19 protein-coding genes are annotated in these 18778 nt (G+C 71.6%); 15 read left to right on the top strand and 4 right to left on the bottom strand.

Going from position 1 to position 18778, the window contains the following annotated elements:
* The first annotated feature begins 45 nt into the window (after positions 1 to 45).
* From OHA89_RS08530 to OHA89_RS08515, 4 genes are read left to right on the top strand one after another with little or no spacing between them, the layout of a single operon-like run.
* On the top strand, positions 46 to 789 hold the full coding sequence (locus OHA89_RS08530; protein ID WP_215145683.1) for an amino acid ABC transporter ATP-binding protein: 744 nt from the start codon (positions 46 to 48) through the stop codon (positions 787 to 789).
* Between the two features lie 13 nt (positions 790 to 802).
* On the top strand, positions 803 to 1705 hold the full coding sequence (locus OHA89_RS08525) for a glutamate ABC transporter substrate-binding protein (RefSeq protein WP_406365808.1): 903 nt from the start codon (positions 803 to 805) through the stop codon (positions 1703 to 1705).
* A gap of 16 nt (positions 1706 to 1721) precedes the next feature.
* The gene (locus OHA89_RS08520; RefSeq protein WP_266613943.1) at positions 1722 to 2366 is read left to right on the top strand and encodes an amino acid ABC transporter permease; all 645 of its coding nucleotides are present in this window, start codon (positions 1722 to 1724) and stop codon (positions 2364 to 2366) included.
* Entirely contained in the window at positions 2363 to 3244 is an 882-nt protein-coding gene (locus OHA89_RS08515) for an amino acid ABC transporter permease (protein ID WP_266613941.1), read from the top strand. The genes OHA89_RS08520 and OHA89_RS08515 overlap by 4 nt, the downstream gene beginning before the upstream one ends.
* A 37-nt stretch (positions 3245 to 3281) precedes the next feature.
* On the opposite strand, the gene OHA89_RS08510 is transcribed toward OHA89_RS08515, so the two are convergent.
* Positions 3282 to 4877 carry a CocE/NonD family hydrolase gene (locus OHA89_RS08510; protein WP_266613940.1) on the bottom strand — a complete coding sequence of 532 codons (1596 nt, stop codon included), beginning with the start codon at positions 4875 to 4877 and terminating at the stop codon, positions 3282 to 3284.
* Positions 4878 to 5027: 150 nt separating this feature from the next.
* The gene (locus OHA89_RS08505; RefSeq protein ID WP_257553485.1) at positions 5028 to 6221 is read right to left on the bottom strand and encodes an Ig-like domain-containing protein; all 1194 of its coding nucleotides are present in this window, start codon (positions 6219 to 6221) and stop codon (positions 5028 to 5030) included.
* Between the two features lie 230 nt (positions 6222 to 6451).
* Between OHA89_RS08505 and OHA89_RS08500 the strand changes: the two genes are divergently transcribed.
* From OHA89_RS08500 to OHA89_RS08475, 6 genes are all read left to right on the top strand, one after another.
* A complete protein-coding gene (locus OHA89_RS08500; RefSeq protein ID WP_257553484.1) occupies positions 6452 to 7624 on the top strand; it encodes a peptidoglycan bridge formation glycyltransferase FemA/FemB family protein in 1173 nt (390 codons plus the stop codon).
* Positions 7621 to 9291, top strand: a complete 1671-nt coding sequence (gene murJ / locus OHA89_RS08495; protein WP_406365807.1) for a murein biosynthesis integral membrane protein MurJ — start codon at positions 7621 to 7623, stop codon at positions 9289 to 9291. Before OHA89_RS08500 ends, murJ begins: the two co-directional genes overlap by 4 nt.
* 39 nt (positions 9292 to 9330) lie before the next feature.
* Positions 9331 to 10014: a response regulator transcription factor gene (locus tag OHA89_RS08490; RefSeq protein ID WP_266613939.1), complete on the top strand. Its 684-nt coding sequence runs from the start codon at positions 9331 to 9333 to the stop codon at positions 10012 to 10014.
* A gap of 10 nt (positions 10015 to 10024) precedes the next feature.
* Positions 10025 to 11470 (top strand): HAMP domain-containing sensor histidine kinase, encoded by a 1446-nt coding sequence (locus tag OHA89_RS08485; protein WP_257553482.1) that lies wholly within the window; start codon positions 10025 to 10027, stop codon positions 11468 to 11470.
* Positions 11467 to 11997, top strand: a complete 531-nt coding sequence (locus OHA89_RS08480; protein WP_266613938.1) for a hypothetical protein — start codon at positions 11467 to 11469, stop codon at positions 11995 to 11997. Before OHA89_RS08485 ends, OHA89_RS08480 begins: the two co-directional genes overlap by 4 nt.
* Before the next feature lie 68 nt (positions 11998 to 12065).
* A complete protein-coding gene (locus OHA89_RS08475) occupies positions 12066 to 13337 on the top strand; it encodes a cytochrome P450 (RefSeq protein WP_266613937.1) in 1272 nt (423 codons plus the stop codon).
* Here the strand turns inward: OHA89_RS08475 and OHA89_RS08470 are convergent.
* Positions 13297 to 14025 (bottom strand): hypothetical protein, encoded by a 729-nt coding sequence (locus tag OHA89_RS08470; protein ID WP_406365806.1) that lies wholly within the window; start codon positions 14023 to 14025, stop codon positions 13297 to 13299. The two genes, OHA89_RS08475 and OHA89_RS08470, sit on opposite strands and share 41 nt — an antisense overlap.
* 101 nt (positions 14026 to 14126) lie before the next feature.
* On the opposite strand from OHA89_RS08470, the gene ggt reads away from it, so the two are divergent.
* Positions 14127 to 15926 (top strand): gamma-glutamyltransferase, encoded by a 1800-nt coding sequence (ggt, locus tag OHA89_RS08465; protein ID WP_406365805.1) that lies wholly within the window; start codon positions 14127 to 14129, stop codon positions 15924 to 15926.
* 4 nt (positions 15927 to 15930) lie between these two features.
* Here ggt and map read toward each other — a convergent pair whose 3' ends face one another.
* Entirely contained in the window at positions 15931 to 16698 is a 768-nt protein-coding gene (map, locus tag OHA89_RS08460; RefSeq protein ID WP_406365804.1) for a type I methionyl aminopeptidase, read from the bottom strand.
* Positions 16699 to 16762: 64 nt separating this feature from the next.
* On the opposite strand from map, the gene OHA89_RS08455 reads away from it, so the two are divergent.
* The 4 genes from OHA89_RS08455 to OHA89_RS08440 all read left to right on the top strand — a co-directional run bounded on the left by OHA89_RS08455 (position 16763) and on the right by OHA89_RS08440 (position 18728).
* A complete protein-coding gene (locus OHA89_RS08455) occupies positions 16763 to 17014 on the top strand; it encodes a helix-turn-helix domain-containing protein (RefSeq protein ID WP_406365803.1) in 252 nt (83 codons plus the stop codon).
* A gap of 100 nt (positions 17015 to 17114) precedes the next feature.
* Entirely contained in the window at positions 17115 to 17333 is a 219-nt protein-coding gene (locus tag OHA89_RS08450) for a hypothetical protein (protein ID WP_215145656.1), read from the top strand.
* A gap of 9 nt (positions 17334 to 17342) precedes the next feature.
* Positions 17343 to 17723, top strand: coding sequence for a PPOX class F420-dependent oxidoreductase (locus OHA89_RS08445; RefSeq protein WP_266613931.1), 381 nt, complete (start codon positions 17343 to 17345; stop codon positions 17721 to 17723).
* A 45-nt stretch (positions 17724 to 17768) separates the two neighbouring features.
* Positions 17769 to 18728 (top strand): hypothetical protein, encoded by a 960-nt coding sequence (locus OHA89_RS08440; RefSeq protein WP_406365802.1) that lies wholly within the window; start codon positions 17769 to 17771, stop codon positions 18726 to 18728.
* The last annotated feature ends 50 nt before the right edge of the window (positions 18729 to 18778 follow it).

Raw genomic sequence — 18778 nt, 5'->3', positions numbered from 1 at the left:
AGTTTGCGCAGACCTCGACACACCGACAAGTGGGCAGGGCAGCGCATGGCCGTCGATCCGTTGATCGAGCTGCGGGACGTCAACAAGTACTACGGGACGCTGCACGTCCTGCAGGACATCAACCTCACCGTCGGCCGCGGGGAGGTGGTGGTGATCATCGGCCCCTCCGGCTCCGGGAAATCGACACTGTGCCGGGCGATCAACCGGCTGGAGACCATCGAATCGGGCACCATCCTGATCGACGGGGAGCCGCTGCCCGACGAGGGCAAGGAACTGGCCCGGCTGCGGGCCGAGGTAGGGATGGTCTTCCAGTCCTTCAACCTCTTCGCGCACAAGACGGTCCTCGCCAACGTCTCGCTCGCCCAGATCAAGGTCCGCGGCCGCAAGAGGGAAGAGGCGGACAAGCGCTCCCGGGAGCTGCTGGAGCGCGTCGGCCTCGCGGACCAGGCCCCCAAGTTCCCCGCCCAGCTCTCCGGCGGCCAGCAGCAGCGCGTGGCCATCGCCCGCGCCCTCGCCATGAACCCCAAGGCCCTGCTCTTCGACGAGCCCACCTCCGCGCTCGACCCGGAGATGATCAACGAGGTGCTGGAGGTCATGCAGCAGCTCGCCGCCGAGGGCATGACCATGGTCGTGGTCACCCACGAGATGGGCTTCGCCCGCTCCGCCGCCAACAGCGTCGTGTTCATGGCCGACGGCAGGATCGTCGAGAACCGGACCCCGGAGGAGTTCTTCACCGCCCCCGAGAGCGCCCGGGCGAAGGACTTCCTCTCCAAGATCCTGAAGCATTGAGGGGGCCCGTCCGATGATCTCGATCCGCGCCCTCACGGTGCTCCTGATCGCGGTGGCCGCCGTCGGCTGCGGCAAGCCCGGCAGCCCCCCGGTCAAGGGGCCGCAGCCCGAGGCCCTGCCGGCGTACCAGGTCGACACGGCGTTCCGGCTGCCCGAGTCCCGCACCTGGGAGAAGGCCAGGCGCCGGGGCCACCTCGTCGTCGGCGCCAAGGAGGACCAGCCGTACATGGGGGAGAAGGACCCGGCCAGCGGCCGCTACTCCGGCTTCGACATCGAGATCGCCAAGATGATGTCGGCCTCGCTCGGCTTCGACCCCAAGACCATCGAGTTCAGGACGATCGCCTCCGCCAACCGCGAGACGGCCCTGCAGAACGGCCAGATCGACTACTACGTCGGCACCTACACGATCAACGACAACCGCAAGAAGCAGGTCGGCTTCGCCGGCCCCTACTTCCTGGCCGGCCAGTCCCTGCTGGTCCGCAGGAACGAGAAGGACATCAAGGGCCCCCAGGACCTCGCGGGCAAGAAGGTCTGCTCGGCCGCCGGCTCCACCCCGTACCAGCGGCTCCAGAAGGAGTTCCCGAAGGCGGTCCTCGTCACCTACGACACCTACTCGGCCTGCGTGGACAACCTGCTCACCTACCAGGTCGACGCCGTCTCCACCGACGACTCCATCCTCCTCGGCTACGCGGCCAAGGTCCCCGAGGAGCTCAAGGTGGTCGGCGAGCCCTTCTCCAAGGAGCCCTACGGCATCGGCGTCCCCCGCAGCGACAACGCCCTGCGCTTCGCCCTCGACGACGCCCTGGAGGCCCAGGAGAAGAACGGCAACTGGAAACGCGCCTACGCGGCCACGCTCGGCCTGTCCGGCGTGCCGGCCCCGACGCCGCCCCCCATCGACCGCTACCCCGCGAGCTGAGGGAGAAGGCACCGACATGGACGTACTCACCGAGAACTTCGCGGTCTACGGAAAGGGCTTCCTGGGCACCGTCCAGCTGACCGTCTACGCCTCCCTCCTCGCCCTGGTCCTGGGCTTCGTCATGGCCTCCTTCCGGGTCGCCCCGGTCGGCTCCTTCCGGGTCTTCGGCACGGTCTGGGTCACGGTCCTGCGCAACACCCCGCTCACCCTGCTCTTCTTCGCCGTGCTGCTGGGCCTGCCCCGTTTCGGGATCGTCCTGCCGTTCCAGCTCTTCGCCATCCTGGCGCTCGGCTGCTACACCTCCGCCTTCATCTGCGAGGTGCTGCGCTCGGGCATCAACACCGTGCCCAAGGGGCAGGGCGAGGCGGCCCGCAGCCTCGGCATGAACTTCGGCCAGACGCTGGGCACCGTGGTCCTGCCGCAGGCCTTCCGCTCCGTCATCCCGCCCATCGGCTCCACGCTGATCGCGCTGGCCAAAAACTCCGCGATCGCCGGCGCGTTCAGCGTCAACGAGCTGCTGGGCACCTACAAAACCCTCAACGAACTCGGTTACAGCATCGTCTGGACCTTCTTCTGGATCGCCGTCGGCTACCTGATCATCACCTTGTCCATCAGCGCGCTCTTCAACGTGCTGGAGAAGCGCTACGGAGTCGCCCGATGACCGCGCACGCGCTCCACGGGGACCTGGAGTCCACGGCCCTCTACGACATCCCGGGCCCGCGCGCCCAGCGCCGGCACTTCCTCTACGGGATCGCCTCGACCGTGGTGATCCTCGCCCTGGTCGGCTGGCTCGTCTACCTGCTCTTCGACACGAACCAGTTCACCGCCGCCAAGTGGGGCCCCTTCAGGTACGAGGGCATCCAGGAGCTGCTGCTCCGGGGGCTGGGGAACACGCTCAAGGCCTTCGCGTACGCCTCGGTGCTGTCCCTGGTGTTCGGGGCGGTGCTGGCCAGCGGCAGACTCTCGGTCCACCGGCCGGCGCGCTGGCTGGCCACCCTGTGCGTGGAGTTCTTCCGGGCCATGCCGGTGCTGGTGATGATCTTCTTCATCTTCGTCGCGCTGCAGGTCCAGCCGCTGCCCGCGCTGGTGGCGGGACTGACCCTGTACAACGGCTCGGTGCTCGCCGAGGTCTTCCGTACGGGCATCAACTCGGTGGAAAGGGGGCAGCGCGAAGCGGCGTACGCGCTGGGCATGCGAAAGACACAGGTGATGACCTTCGTCCTCGCCCCGCAGGCGGTCCGGGCGATGCTGCCCGCGATCATCAGCCAGCTGGTGGTGGCGCTGAAGGACACCTCGCTCGGATACCTGATCACCTATGAGGAGTTCCTGCACGCGGGCAAGCTGATCGCCTCGAACCTCGACTACGACCTGCCCTTCATTCCCGTCGTGATGATCATCTCCCCGATCTACATCGGGATGTGCATGCTGTTGTCCTGGTTCGCCACGTGGGTGGCGAGGCGGGAGCGGCGCAGCCCGAAGACGAGCGCGGTGGAGGTGGCTGCGGCCGCACAGGAAACGGTGCTGCCGGGTCGCCGGTAGCTCCGACGAGCCACCCCCACCCGGCAGCAGCCGTGGATCACTGCTCGCGCAGTGGCACCGAGACGTAACTGGGATCGGTGCCCGGTGAGGAGAAGGTCAGCTGCGCGCCGGTGGGGTTGTGCTCGATGTAGAGCGGGTCCACGGTGTCGACGACGAGGGCGAGCCGGTGGCCCTCGGGCACGTCGTAGGCGGTGGAGAACAGCTCCAGGTCCACGCCGAAGGCCTGCCCGGGGGCGCGGCCGTGGAAGGTGTACGGGGCGTTGCTGACGAGCTTGCCGATGCCGAGCGGGCCGACGTCGTAGAGGTACGCGACGAAGGTGCCGTCGGCCTTGGTGGGCGTGACGGTGGTGTGCAGTTCGACCGTGCCGCGGATCCGGCGCGGCTCGTCGTAGCGCCCGGACTGCCAGACGGCGGCGAAGGCGCGGGGGAGGAGGGGGATGGAGGCGGCCGGCGGCGCCTTGACGAACTGGTCGAGGATGCTGGAGAGGAAGATGATGCCGCCGTTGGCGCCGGAGTCCACGTTGGCGAAGAGGTGCTCGCTGTCGGAGAGCGCGAGCTTCTCGGTGCCGGCGGAGCCGACCGACTTCCAGTCGGCGTAGCCCTCGTAGCCTTCGTTGCTGCGGGACTTGATCTGCACCGGGGCCTCGGTGTCCACCCCGTTGCGCTCGCCCTTGAGGTAGCGGTCGAACCAGCGGTGGGCGTTGGTCCAGGTGTCGTTGGGCAGGCCGAGCAGTCCGGTGCCCTCGGCGGTGGCGTGGTCGCCGGGGCGGAACTCCAGGCGCTTGGGACCGGTCAGCCGCTCGTAGAACTTCGCGTACTGGTTGGGCGGGAAGATGGTGTCGCCCCAGGCGTTGCCCAGCATGATCGCGGCGCCGTTGGCGTTGATCCGGTCCACTTGCTCGGCGGCCGAACGCTTCCTGCCCCACTCGATCATCTGCTGCTCCCGGTCCAGCCGGGAGCCGAGGAAGTCGCCGAGGATCGACTGGAGTTCGGGTCCGGGACGGCCGGTGAGGTAACCGGCGGCGCCGAGCATCCCGGCGGCCTGCAGGTGCTGGGTGCGGCCGGAGTAGATGGACTCGATGAGGTCGGCCCAGCCGCTCATCGCGACCACGGCCTTGATGCGCGGGTCGTGCGCGGAGGCCAGCAGGCTGATGCCGGCGCCGTACGAGACCCCGCCGAGGCCGATGTGGTCCGCGTCGGCGGCGGTGCTGGCCAGGGCCCAGTCGATGACGGCCGAGACGTCCGCGATGTCCGGGGGACCGGCCACCTCGATCTGCCCGCCGGAGAGCCAGAAGCCGCGGGAGGTGTAACTGACCACGACATAGCCGGAGTCGGCGAGTTTCTTGGCCTGGGCGATGTATTCGATCTGCGGCATGCCCCAGCTGGTGGGCAGCACGATCAGCGGGTACTTCCGGCCGGTCTCGGCGCCCGACGGCGCGAAGACGTTGCCCTTGAGGGTGATGCCGCCGGAGCCGGGGATGTCGTGGAAGCTCAGCCCCGACGGGGCTGCGGAGGCGTCGGCGGTGATCGCCACGGTGCCGGCGGGAGCCGCCTGGGCCTGGTGGGGGGCCAGGCCCAGGGCGGCTGCCGCCAGCAGGGCTGCCACGGCTGCGGCGGTGGTGGTGCGTTCCATCAATCACTCCTCGCGTACGCCGGGTTGTCAAAGTGACCCGACGGTAACGGGAGGGGGTTACTGGGGGTAACTCGTGAGTAAGTTACGTGGTGGTAACAATTGAACGAGATTCAGCGGAAGGGTGGCCGACGCCGGCGCGCGCGTGTGCGCTCAGCCGTTCTGCGCGGTCCCGGTCACGGCGCTCTTGGCCTTCCAGTCGTCCCAGGAGAGGTTCCACTCCCCGTAGCCGTTGCCGAGCTCGGCGTTGCCCTTGGAGCCGGACCCGACCACCTCGAAGGGGTCGCCGATCTGGGACTTCGCGAAGAAGTCCTTGGCGTCGGAGTCGCTCATTCCCACGCAGCCGGAACTGGTGTTGGCGCGGCCGAAGTTGCCGGCGTTCCACGGCGCGGCGTGCGCGTACATGCCCGACCAGGTCAGCCGCATCGAGTAGTCGACCATCTTGTCGTAGGCGTCGTCCAGGCCCACCGTCTGGGAGTCCATCCGGATGGTGCCCTCCTTGGTCATGATCACCATCTTCCCGGACCAGGAAGCCTTCTTGCCGCCCGGAGTGCCGGCCGAGACCGGGATCGTCTTCTGCGTCTGGCCGTCCTCGGTCACCGACATCTTCTTGCCGTCGAGGCTGACCTCGATCCGGCGGTCCTTGCCGATCTTGAACTCGGTGTTGTAGTCACGGGCGAACATGCCGCCGCCCTTGCCGGAGTCCACGCCGTTCAGGTTCATCTCGACCTTCACGTCCGTGCCGGACTTCCAGTAGTCCTTGGGCCGCCAGTCGACACGGTCGTTGCCGGAGTAGTCCTTGATCCAGCCCCAGGAGCCCTCGGTGTTGTCCGAGGTGGTGACCTTGAGCTGCTTCTCCACCGCGGCCTTGTTCGTCACCGGGTTGTCGAACACGAGCGACACCGGCATCGCCACGCCCACCGTGCTGCCCTTGGGGATGTTGATCGAGACCTTGTTCACCTTGTCGGCGGCGCCGGTCTTGAACTGCGTGCCGGCGCTCTGGCTCTCGGTGTTCTGGGCCTCGACCTTGTACTCCGAGCCGGGTGCGGCGTTGCGCTCCGAGGTCCAGGTCCTGCCGTCGTCGGATATCTTCCCCGGCAGCTCCGCGCCCTTGGCGTCGGTCACCTTCACCTGGGCCAGCTTGCCCTCGGCGATGGTCACCGTGACGGGCTCGCCCGCCTTGACCTGATCGCCCGTGAGGTTCACCGAGACCGCCATGTCGGCCTTCGGCTTCAGCTCGGCCTTGCCGTTCGCACCGCCCCCGCTCCCGCTGCCGCCCGAGCATGCGGTCAGCGCGGCGGCCAGAAGTGCGGTGCTCGCCAGGGCGGTACGGCGTATGCGGCTCAACGAAAATCCCTCCCAAGTAATGATCGTTCGCAAACGTAGATGCGAACAGCACGACTCTAGGTTGCGCAATCCGCGGAAATAATCGTGCTTTCGGTTGTGACATGGACCGCAGCAGAACGGTCATCGTCCGGTCACAATCGCCGCGCGGTCCGGTCATGGACAGCTGTGAGAGTCCTGTGCGTCCCGATCCTCCCGGCCCCCCGCCGGACGTACCGGAAGGCCGATCAGCCATGTGTGCACTGCTCGTGACCCCCACCCAGCACCAGCACCAGAGCCAGGACCGGGAGCTGACGGTGCGCACCCTGTCCGTCCCGGAATACCAGGCGTTCCTTTCCCGGCACGGCCGGGCGAGCTTTCTCCAGTACCCGTCATGGGCCTCGGTAAAGGACCTTTGGCGCGCGGAAAGGGTCGGATGGCACTACCCCGGCGGTGAAATCGAAGGTGCCGGGCTCGTTCTCTACCGCCAATTCCCGGGCACCCGCAAATATTTCGCCTACCTCCCCGAGGGTCCCGTCGCCGATTGGTCCGACCCGCACGTCGACCGCTGGCTCACCCCGCTCATGCGCCACCTCAGGGCGGCCGGAGCCTTCGCGGTCCGCATCGGCCCCACCCCCGCCTACCGGCGCTGGGACGCGGCCACCGCCAAGTCCGCCACGGGGCCCGGCCGGCAGATATCCGACGTCCTCGCCACCGAGGTGGACCCGGTCGGCGCCGCCCTCGCCGACCGGCTGCGCACCCGCGGCTGGAAGCGCTGCGGCGGCGAGGACGACGGCGACGCCCAGCCCCGCCACGTCTTCCGGGTGCCGCTGGCCGGCCGCACCCGCGACGAGCTGTGGTCGGGCCTGAACCAGGAGTGGCGCCGCAACGTGCGCAAGGCCACCAAGGCCGGTGTGGAGACGGTCGTCGGCGGCGCCGCCGACCTGCCCGAGTTCTACCGGCTGCTGCGGATCACCGAGGAGCGCGACGGCTTCCGGCTCGGCCGCTCGCTGGCGTACTACGAGCAGCAGTACCAGGTCCTCAACGCCGAGGAACCGGGCCGGATGCGGCTCTACCTGGGCATCCACCAGGGCGAGATCCTCGCCGCCCACACGATGATCGTCGCCGGGAGCCGGGTCTGGTACCAGACCGGCGCCTCCGCCGACCACCGGCGCGAGGTCCGCCCCAGCAACGCCCTGCAGTGGCGCATGATGTGCGACGCCCATGCCCTCGGAGCCGACGAATACGACATGCGCGGGGTACCCTCCACCCTCGACCCCGACGAACGTTCTTTCGGGCTGCTGCGCTGGAAGCTCGGCACCGGCGGACAGGTCGTCGAGACGCTCGGAGAGTGGGAGATACCGATGGACGGAGTCGCCAACACGGCGCTCTACAAGGCGTTCCAGGCATACCTGGCCCGCAGGTGACGGCCACCGACACCAGACAGGCCGCCGAGCACACCGGAAGCGGCGCGGCACCGGCGAAGACCTCGGTGCTGCGCAGTGGTGCGCTCATGGCGGCCGGCTCGGTCGTCTCCCGCGCCACCGGCTTCGTCCGCTCAGCCGTCGTCGTCGCGGCGCTGGGCACCGGACTGCTCGGCGACAGCTACGCCGTCGCCAACACGGTCCCGAACATCATCTACATGCTGCTCATCGGCGGCGCGCTCAACGCCGTCTTCGTGCCCGAGCTGGTCCGCGCGGCCAAGGAGCACCGGGACGGCGGAGCCGCCTACACCGACCGGCTGCTCACCGCCTGCACCGCGGCGCTCGTGACGCTCACCGCGGTGGCCGTCCTGGCCGCGCCGCTGATCGTCTCGGCGTACACCGACTACAGCGGCGCCCAGGCGAGCACCACCGTGGCCCTGGCCCGGTACTGCCTGCCGCAGATCCTCTTCTACGGCCTCTTCACCCTGCTCGGCCAGGTACTCAATGCGCGCGGGCGGTTCGGCGCGATGATGTGGACCCCGGTCCTCAACAACTTCGTGATCATCGGCGTCTTCGGGCTCTTCCTGTACGTCTCCCACGACGCGGCGAACGGTCTCACGGCCGCCGAGACCCGGCTGCTGGGCCTCGGCACCACCGCCGGCATCGTCATCCAGGCCCTCGCCCTCGTCCCGTCGCTGCGCGCCGCCCGCTTCCGCTGGCGCCCCCGCTTCGACTGGCGCGGCAGCGGCCTCGGCCGGCCGCTGCGCAACGCGGGCTGGACGGTCATGCTCGTCCTGACCAACCAGATCGCCTACTGGGTCGTCACCCGGCTCTCCACCACCACCGGACAGCAGGCCGTCGACGCCGGGCTCGCGGGCGGCGCAGGCTACACCGCCTACAGCAACGCCTACCAGCTGTGGATCGTCCCGCAGGGCATCATCACCGTCTCCCTCGTCACCGCCCTGATGCCCCGGATGAGCTCGGCAGCCTCGGACGGCGACCTCACGGGCGTGCGCAAGGACATCTCCTACGCGCTGCGCTCCAGCGCCGCGCTCGTCGTACCCGCCGCCGCGCTCTTCGCGGCCCTCGCACCCTGGGTGATCGGCGCCGTCTTCGGCTACGGCCGCACCGGCGCCGCCGACGTCGAGGTCATGGCGGGCATGCTGGTGGCCTTCGCGCCCGGCCTGATCGCCTTCTCCGCGCAGTACGTCCTCTCGCGCGGCTTCTACGCCCTGTCCGACACCCGGACCCCCTTCTTCCTCAACCTCACCATCGCCGCGCTCAACGCCGGGCTGTCGGCCGCCGCCTACTTCCTGCTGTCCCCGCGCTGGGCGGTCACCGGCATGGCCGCGGCCTCCTCCATCGCGTTCCTCGCGGGCGCCGCCGTGACCGCCCGCACCCTCGCCCGGCGCCTCGGCCCGCGCGCGGGCACCCGTACCGAACTGCGCGCCACCGCCGTACGCACCCACCTGCGGCTGCTGGCCGCCTGCGCACCGGCCGCCGCCGCCGGGTACGCGGCAGCCCGCGCCGCCGACCGGTTCGGCGATTTCGCCGCGGTCGGGGCGGGAACCGTCGCCCTGCTGCTCGTCGTCGTCCTCCTTGCCGGGCCGCTGCGCCTGACGGAGATCACCGACCAGCTGGACTCCCTGCGGCGGCGCATCGGCCGTTAGCCGGAGGACGGCACTGAACCACCCTGGGATACTGGCCCGATGCCACGCGTACTGCTGATCGAGGACGACCCTTCCATCCGGGAAGGAGTGGGCCTCGGGCTGCGCCGCCGCGGCCACGAAGTGAGCGCCGCCGAGACCGGCGAGGCGGGACTCGGCCTGATGGCGAGCTTCCGCCCCGAGCTGGTGCTGCTCGACCTGATGCTGCCGGGGATCAACGGCGTACAGGTCTGCCGCCGGATACGCGAGACAAGCGAGGTGCCGATCATCATGCTCACCGCGCGCGGCGACGACTTCGACATAGTCATCGGCCTGGAGGCCGGCGCCGACGACTACATCGTCAAGCCCGCCCGCACCGAGGTCATAGAGGCTCGGGTGAAGGCCGTACTGCGCCGGCTCACCGCCCCGGCGGGCAACCGCCCCGAGGTCGAGCAGCACGGCGAGCTGGCCATCGACCGCTCCGGGCTGACCGTCGCCAAGAACGGCGAGCGCGTCCCCCTCGCCCCCAGCGAGCTCAAGCTCCTGCTGCACCTGTCGGCCTCTCCCGAACAGGTCTTCTCCCGCCAGCAACTCCTCGAGTACGTCTGGGACCACAGCTACCACGCCGACGCCCGGCTGGTGGACGCCTGCGTCCGCCGGCTGCGCCACAAGATAGAAGACCCCGACCAGAGCCCCCGCTACATCCAGACCGTGCGTGGCTTCGGCTATCGCTTCGGTCCGCTGTAGGGGGCGCGAGGTGCGACGAATAGCCCCGCTCGGGCTGCGCACCCGGCTGATAGCGGCCTTCCTGCTGGTCGCCGCGATCAGCGCGGTGAGCACGGCCGCCCTCACCTACCAGCAGGCGCGCAACGCCATCCTCAAGCAGACCCAGGACACCGCCATCAGTTCCCTGCGGGACCAGGTCGAGCAGCAGGAGATCCGCCTTCCCCTGACCCAGGGGGAACTCCAGCGCATCGTCATCGACCTCGGCAAGCGCGGCAAACCCCACCCGTGGATCCTCTTCGCCGAGTACGGCAGCCTGCGCGCCTCCACCAACCCGGCCTCGCCCACCCCCACCATCGTGACCGACAGTCTGCGCGACAAGGTCCTCAGCAGCCGGTACACCGCCTTCCAGCGCGTCGAGGACCAGCGCGGCACCCCGTACCTCACGATCGGCGTCCCCGCCCTCTTCGAGCACAACGGCTACACCGAACCCACCGGGCTCGTCTTCTTCGCCTGCGTCCCGCTCGCCACCGAGAAGCAGACCGTCGAGGCCATGGTCGAAGCCGCCCAGCAGGGCGCGGTCCCCGGGCTGGCCATCGCCATCATTCCCGCGCTGCTGGCCGCCCGCAGCGTGCTGCGGCCGGTCCGCGACATGCGCCGGGCCGCCCAGCGGCTGGGCCGCGGCCGCCTCGACACCCGTATCGAGGTCCGGGGCGCCGACGAACTCGCCGGACTCGCCCGCACCTTCAACGAGACCGCCCGCGCCCTGGAGCAGTCGGTGAGCGAGCTGCGGGACGCGGAGACCCGCGCCCGCCGCTTCGCCTCCGACGTCTCCCACGAACTGCGCACCCCGCTCGCCGGGATGCTCGCCGTGACCGAGGTCCTCGACGAGGACGCCGCGCACCTCGACGCCGACACGGCCAAGGCCCTGCGCCTGGTCAGCGCCGAGACCGGCAAACTCGCCGTCCTCGTCGAGGACCTGATGGAGATCTCCCGGTTCGACGCCCGGGCCGCCGAGCTCAACCTCGACGACGTGGACATCGCCGAAGCCGTGCGCAAGTCCCTCGAACGACGCCGCTGGGACGACGACCGCGTCGTCACCGAACTGCCGTACGGGGTACGCGCCCGGCTCGACCCGCGCCGCTTCGACGTGGTCCTCGCCAACCTCGTCGGCAACGCCCTGCGGCACGGCGGCGCCCCCGTGCACGTCACCGTACGGACGGCACCGGGCGAGGACGGCGAACGGCTGCTCATCGACGTCGCCGACAGCGGGCCCGGCATCGCCCCGGAGGTGCTGCCGCACATCTTCGACCGCTTCTTCAAGGCCGACGCGGCCCGTACCCGCTCCGCCGGCAGCGGCCTCGGACTCGCCATCACCCTGGAGAACGTCCGCCTGCACGGCGGTACCCTCCAGGCCGGCAACAGGCCCTCCGGGGGAGCCCTCTTCACCCTCGACATGCCGCTGGAGGCCCGCGTATGACAGGGCGGACGAGGTCCCGGGCCACGGCGGCCACGGCGGCGCTGGCGGGCTGCGCCCTGCTGCTCGCCGGATGCGGGATCAAACGCACCGGGGTGATCGAGAGCGGCCATGCCGCCACCGCCAAGGTCCCCGGCGGCAAGACCGCCGGCGTCATCTACTTCGTCTCCAAGGAGGGCGACCGGCTCGTCCCGGTCCCGTTCGGGATCAGCGCCGAATACACCATCGCGCCCGAGGGACTCCTGGGGCTCCTGCTGAACGGCCCCACCGGTCCGGCTCAGGAGGCCGGGCTCACCACGGCGCTGCCCCGGCTGACTTCCGGGATGGCGGGCGTGGGGGTGAGCGAGTACTCGCCGAGCGCGGGGCTGACGGTCCGTGTGCCGTTCGCCGTGGGCAGCCTGTCGGAACTGGCCCGCAAACAGCTGGTGTGCACCATCGGCGTCTCCGCCGTACCGGAAACCCTCAGCCCGGTCACCCTGCAGGGCACTGACACCGCCCTCCCGTCCGCCGACTGCGACCCGCAGCGCTGAAAGGTGCGGCCGGCCCGCGGCCGGCCGCGCCCTTGCGGGCGGGGCCGCCCACCCGTCACGGTGGCCCCATGGACCACGCCGCGGACGTCCCCGACGTCTTCGACCCCCGGATCTACGCCGAGGGCATTCCCCACGAGCGCTACCGGGTGCTCCGCGATCACCATCCGGTGGCCTGGCAAGCCGAGCCGGAGATCCAGGGCTGGCCCGCCGGCCCCGGCTTCTGGGCGGTGACCCGGCACGCCGACGTCGTCCGCGTCCTGCGCGACCACCGCACGTACTCCTCCTGGCTCGGCGCCACCCAGATCCGCGACCCCGACCCGGCCGACCTGCCCTTCCTGCGCCGCACCATGCTCAACCAGGACCCGGACAAGGCCGCCGGCGACCACGGCCGGCTGCGGCGGCTCGTCTCCCGCGCCTTCACCCCCGCCCGCGTCGACGCCTTCGCCGGACGGGTACGGGAACGCGCCCGGACCCTGCTCGCCGGCGCACGGGAGAAGGCCGAGGACGGCGCCGCCGACCTGGTGCGCACCGTCACCGACGAGTACGCGCTGCTCAACCTCACCGACCTGCTGGGCGTCCCGGCCGCCGACCGCGCCCTGCTGCTCGAGTGGACCGTACGGATCATCGGCTACCAGGATCCCGAGGACGCGCCCGCGCCCCGGGTCGGCCCCGACGGCAAGCCGCTCAACCCGCGCTCCCCGGCGCTGCTCGGCGAGATGTTCGGGTACGCCCGCGAACTGGCCGCCCACAAGCGTGCGCATCCCGGCGACGACGTGATGACGGCCCTCGCCCAGGCCGGACTGGACCCGGCCGAGCTGGAGATGTTCTTCTTCCTGCTCACCGTCGCGGGAAACGACACCGTGCGCAGCGCGGCCCCCGGCGGCCTGCTCGCGCTGGCCCGCGATCCCGGGGCCTTCGCCCTGCTCGCCGAGGGCCGCGCGCCCGTGGACCGCGCCGTCGAAGAGCTCCTGCGCGTCCACCCGCCGGTGCTCAGCTTCCGCCGGACCGCCGCCGTCGACACCGAGCTGGCCGGGCAGCGCATCCGGGCGGGGGACAAGGTGGTGGTCTTCCACGCCTCCGCCAACCACGACGAGCGCGTCTTCACCGACCCCGCACGCCTCGACCTCGGCCGGACGCCCAACCCGCACGTCTCCTTCGGGGACGGCCCGCACGTCTGCCTGGGCGCGCACTTCGCCCGGCTCCAGCTGCGCGTCTTCTACGAGGAGTGGTGTGCGGCCATGCCCGCGCCCGAACTCGCGGGCCCGCCCCGGCGGCTGGTCTCCAACTTCATCAACGGGATCACGCGGCTGCCGCTACGGGTGTCCGGGCCGCCGCGGTGACGTCGGCGACCAGCTCGGTCACGTCCGGCCCGTAGGCATCGGAGTTGATCACCTTCAACATCACGCAGAACGACTCGCTGCCGTACTTGCGGGCCAGTCGTTCGTGGTGCTTGGCCAGATAACGGGCGGCGGCCTGGTTGCTGTTGGCGGTCTGCCCCGACAGCAGGAACACGGGCCGGGAGCCCCGCCCGGTCGTCAGCCGCGCCAGCAGCACGTACTCGACCATGCCCTTCTCCCAGCGGTACGTCTCCCCGCCGACGCGGATGGCCCCGCGATCCGGATCGCCCGACTCCAGGCCGACGTCGGTGCGCACCCCCGGCAGCATGGAGGCCAGGTGCGCGGTCGTCCGGGCGTTGGAGGCGGGCCCGCCGACGCAGAACTCGGCCCGCTCGCCGAAGCCCTGCCGGGCGGTGTCGTGGGTGACGACCTGTACGGTCGCCCCGCAGTCCTTGATCAGGGCGGATATCTCCAGCAGCGCGAAGGCGTCATTGCGGTGCAGGGAGGAATCCTTCCCGCCCATCTGGCGGTTGACCACAAACAGACAGTCGGCCCCGGTAGGCAGCCCGAAGAAGGCCTGCTTGCGCCGCAGCGCGCGCCGCCAGACGTAGGTCCGGGTGAACCAGCCGAACCCGCCGCTGCACGCGGTGGCTATCACCCCGAGCACGATGTTGCGCACGTCGTCGTTCATGCGGCGGATGGTAGCCGTCACATGGCGTTCCTGACGCGGGGGGTGCCGTGAAGTTACTCTGCACCACCTAGGTCTGACAGGCAGTCGACTGGAGGAACCGGATGCGTGGTCCCGCCGCACGTCAGTTAGCGCTTCTCGCCCTCGCCGGGGCGCTCGTCTCCACCGGGGCCGCGGCTCCGCCGTCGGACGAAGCCGCCCCGCCCAAGGTGCCCGTGGCCGCGGGCTACGGCGGAGCCGTCGCCAGCGTCGACGCCGACGCCTCCGGGGCCGGGATCGCCGTGCTGCGCTCCGGCGGCAACGCCGTGGACGCGGCCGTCGCCACCGCCGCCGCGCTCGGGGTCACCGAGCCCTACTCGGCGGGCATCGGCGGAGGCGGCTACTTCGTGTACTACGACGCCGCGTCCCGCCGCGTGCACACCATCGACGGCCGCGAGACGGCCCCCGTGACGGCCACCGCCGAGCTGTTCCAGGAGAACGGCCTCCCCATCCCGTTCGCCGAGGGCCAGACCAGCGGCCGCGGGGTCGGCGTGCCCGGCACCCCCGCCACCTGGAAGAGCGCCCTCGACTCCTGGGGCAGCCGCCCGCTGCGCCAGCTGCTGAAGCCCGCCGAGAAACTGGCCCGGGACGGCTTCACCGTGGACGCCACCTTCCGCGCCCAGACCGAGGCCAACGAGGCCCGGTTCCGGGACTTCCCGGACACCCGGGAGCTGTTCCTGCCCGGCGGCGCCCTGCCGGTCGTGGGCTCCACGTTCAAGAACCCGGACCTGGCTGCCACGTACGCGGAACTCGCCCGCAAGGGGACCGGCGCGCTCTACCGGGGCCCGATCGCCGAGGACATCGTGCGGACCGTCCGCACGCCCCCCGTGGACCCCGCGGCCACCCGCAACGTCCGGCCCGGCGACCTGACCACCGACGACCTGCGCGCGTACGGGACCAAGCGGCAGGCCCCGACCCAGATCAGCTACCGGGGGCTGGACGTCTACAGCATGGCCCCCTCGTCCTCCGGCGGCACCACCGTCGGCGAGGCCCTGAACATCCTGGAGCGGACCGACCTCTCGCGGCTGTCCGAGGCGCAGTACCTGCACCACTTCATCGAGGCCTCCCGGATCTCCTTCGCCGACCGGGGCCGCTGGGTCGGCGACCCGGCCGCCGTGGACGTGCCGACGCGGGAGCTGCTCTCCCAGCGGTACGCCGACTCGCGGGCCTGCCTGATCAAGCCCGACCGGACGCTGACCAGCCCGCTGGCCCCCGGGGACCCGCGTGACCCGGTGCCCTGCGCCACCAGCGGCCAGGCGGCGCCGACCACGTACGAGGGGGAGAACACCACCCACCTGACGGTCGCCGACCGCTGGGGCAACGTGGTGTCCTACACGCTGACCATCGAGTCCACCGGCGGCAGCGCGATCACCGTCCCGGGCCGCGGCTTCCTCCTCAACAACGAGCTGACCGACTTCTCCTTCGCCCCGGCCGTGCCCGGTGTCCCGGACCCGAACCTGCCCGGTCCCGGCAAGCGGCCGCGGTCCTCCATGTCGCCGACGATCGTGCTGGAACACGGGCGGCCGGTGCTCGCGGTGGGCTCCCCGGGCGGCGCCACCATCATCACCACCGTCCTGCAGACCCTGACCGGCCATCTGGACCGGGGCCTGCCGCTGGTCGACGCGATCGCCGCGCCGCGGGCCAGCCAGCGCAACCAGACCACCACCGAGCTGGAGCCGGGGCTGTGGAACAGCCCGGTGCGGGCGGAGCTGGAGGCGCTCGGCCAGGGCTTCCGGCAGAACCCGGAGATCGGCGCCGCGACCGGTGTGCAGCGGCTGCCGGACGGTCGCTGGCTGGCGGCGGCCGAGACGAGCCGCCGGGGCGGCGGCTCGGCGATGGTCGTCCACCCGCACGGCAAGCCGTAGGAACCTAGGGAGCGGTGAGGATCCTCGGGCCGTCGGCGGTGATCGCGACAGTGTGCTCCGCGTGCGCGGCGCGGCTGCCGTCGGTGGTGCGCAGGGTCCAGCCGTCACCGTCGCAGGTGTAGTCGTCGGTGCCGCCCGCGGTCAGCATCGGCTCGATCGCGAGGACCAAGCCGGGGCGCAGCTCCATGCCGCGCCCCGGCGGCCCCTCGTTGGGCACGCCGGGGTCCTCGTGCATGCGGCGGCCGATGCCGTGGCCGCCGAAGCCGTCGGGGATGCCGTACCCGGCGGCGCGGCAGACCGTGCCGATGGCGTGGGCGATGTCCCCGATCCGGTTGCCGGGCACCGCGGCCGCGATGCCCGCGGCGAGGGCCGCCTCGGCGGTCTCGATCAGCCGCAGGTCCGCGGGGCGGGCCCGGCCGACGGTGAAGCTGACCGCCGCGTCACCGGCCCAGCCGCCGAGTTTCGCCCCGCAGTCGATGCTGACGAGGTCGCCGTCGCGCAGCCGGTAGCCGCCGGGGATGCCGTGCACGATCGCGTCGTTGACGGACGCGCAGATCACGGCGGGGAAGGGCACCGGCGCGAACCGCGGCCGGTAGCCGAGGAACGGAGAGCTCGCGCCCGCCTCGCGCAGCACCTCGCGGGCCACCCGGTCCAGGTCCAGCAGGGAGGTTCCGACCCGCGCGGTCTCCCGTACGGCCGCGAGGGCGTGGGCGACGACGCGGCCGACGGCACGCATCTCGTCGATCGACTGTTCCGTCTTGAGTTCCACCATGCCAATAACTATACCGGTATAACTGTAACGGGATAGTTATTGGCGTGCGGGGTAGGATGAGGGCATGGTCCGTACCCCCCTGACTCCCGAAGAGCGCGAGCGCGGTGAGCGCCTGGGCGCGCTGCTGCGCGAGGCGCGCGGCTCGCGCAGCATGGTCGAGATCGCGGCCGGAGCCGGGCTCTCGGCCGAGACCCTCCGCAAGATCGAGACCGGCCGGGCGCCCACCCCCGCCTTCTTCACCGTGGCCGCCCTCGCCGCGGTCCTCGACCTCTCCCTGGACGAGGTGCTGCGCCGCTGCGCCCTCGTACCGGTCTGACGGGGCGGTTTTCCGGGAACGCCCGCCCCCAGGGAGTGTCCGGCGGCCGAACGGCCGAATCGGCGGTGGGTTCGCCGGGGTCCGGGGCAAGCGTGAAGGCGTGGCAGCCTCCAACGCATCCAAGCGGCTCGGTTTCGGACTCCTCGGCGCGCTCCTCGCGGCGGGTCTGCTGCGCGCGGCCTGCGCCGGGCCCGACGGCCAGGCCCACGGCAAGGATCCGGGCGAGGTGGTCCTGCGCCATCCCGGCGCCGTCGTCAGCCCCGCCCGGCTCGAGACGCACGGCAGATGGCCGACGGACCCCGCCGGCGTGACCGCCTAGGGTTCCGGTATGGATGTCGAAGAGCTGGGCAAGGCGCGCTACGTCAGTCTCACCACGTTCCGCAAGGACGGCACGCCCGTGGCGACACCGGTGTGGGCGGTGGCCGACGGCGCGGAGCTGTACGTGTGGACGCGCAGCGATTCGTGGAAGGTCAAGCGGATCCGCAACAGCGGGCGGGTCACCGTCACCGCCTGTGACGTGCGCGGACGCATCGTGGAAGGGGCGCCCGTACTCGAGGGCGAGGCCCGGCTGCTCGACGAGGCGGGTCTGAAGCGGGTGCGCGGGCTCATGATGCGCAAGTACACGTGGCAGTTCTGGGCGGTGGACGTGCCCGCCATGGTGGCGCGTCGCGGGCGGCGGCCGCACACCGCGATCGCCGTCAAGCTTTGAGGTGCCCGTAGCCCGCCCGTAACACGGGTGGGATCCAATGCGGTCATGGAGACCGCGACTTCGCTGGTGATCAGTCAATTCGCCGAGTACCTACGGGGGTTGACCCACAGACTGGATCCCGGGGCAGGCTGGTACGGGGAGTTCCTGCGCCGGGATCCGGAGGGCGTGCGGGCCTGTGTCGACGGGGCCGCGATGCCCCCGTGGGACGTGGTCGAGTCGCTCCTGCGGGATCTGGCGGGGGTGGCGGGCGAGGAGCTCGCGGCGCGGGAGACCGTATACGCCGCCCGGCTGCGGGCCGCGGCGGTCGCCGCGTGGGACGGGTTGCCGGGAGGCATGGAGGAGCTCCGGACCCAGTACGCGGCGGCGGTCGCGCAGCAGGCCGCGACGCGGGCGGCCCTGCGGAGTCTGACGGCCCGGCTCGGCTCCGCCGCCGACCCGGCGGAGGCTGACGCCCTGACCCGGGAGCTCTCCTGGACCCAGGACGACGCGGCCCGCGCCACGGCCCGCCACGAGGACCTCTTTGCCCGCCTGTCGGCCGTCCGGGCCGGTGCGCCTGACGAGGCGCCGTGGCCCGGATCCCTGACGGCCCCGCCGGAGGCGCTGCCCGGCGTGCCCCGCCAGCGGACGGCGGCGCCCCGGGCGCCGGCATCGCCGCCCGCTGAAACCCCGGCGTCGCCGCCGGCCGAGGCCCCGGTCGGCCGGGCCGAGGGCCGGTGGCTGCGCGGTGCGCGGCGGGCCGGGGGCGCCCGGTACGCGGGCTCTGCGGCCCCCGAAGCCCCGGCCTTCACCCCGCCCCCGGGCCACCCGGACGGCGACACCGGGTCAGGCGGGGAGGACGGCCCCGGGCCCGCCCCGCGCGGAGCGCGCTTCGGCCGCCCCGAGCCCGAACCCCCGCCCCCCGGGGCGCCCGGTTCGCACAGGGCGGCAGCGGGCCCGGAGGCGCCGAAGCCCCGGCGCCCCCGCCACCCCCGGCGGGGAACACCCGGGCCGCCGTCGGCGAGCTGATCGCGCTGCGCGCCCAGGGCCGAGGCGGCGAGGCGCACGCGCTGCTCTGC

Origin of the sequence: Streptomyces sp. NBC_01546, assembly GCF_045208355.1 — a bacterium.
In the GTDB taxonomy this organism is placed as follows: Bacteria; Actinomycetota; Actinomycetes; order Streptomycetales; family Streptomycetaceae; genus Streptomyces.
Note: the sequence above shows the minus strand (reverse complement) of the source record. Positions and strands in the feature narration are given on the sequence as shown.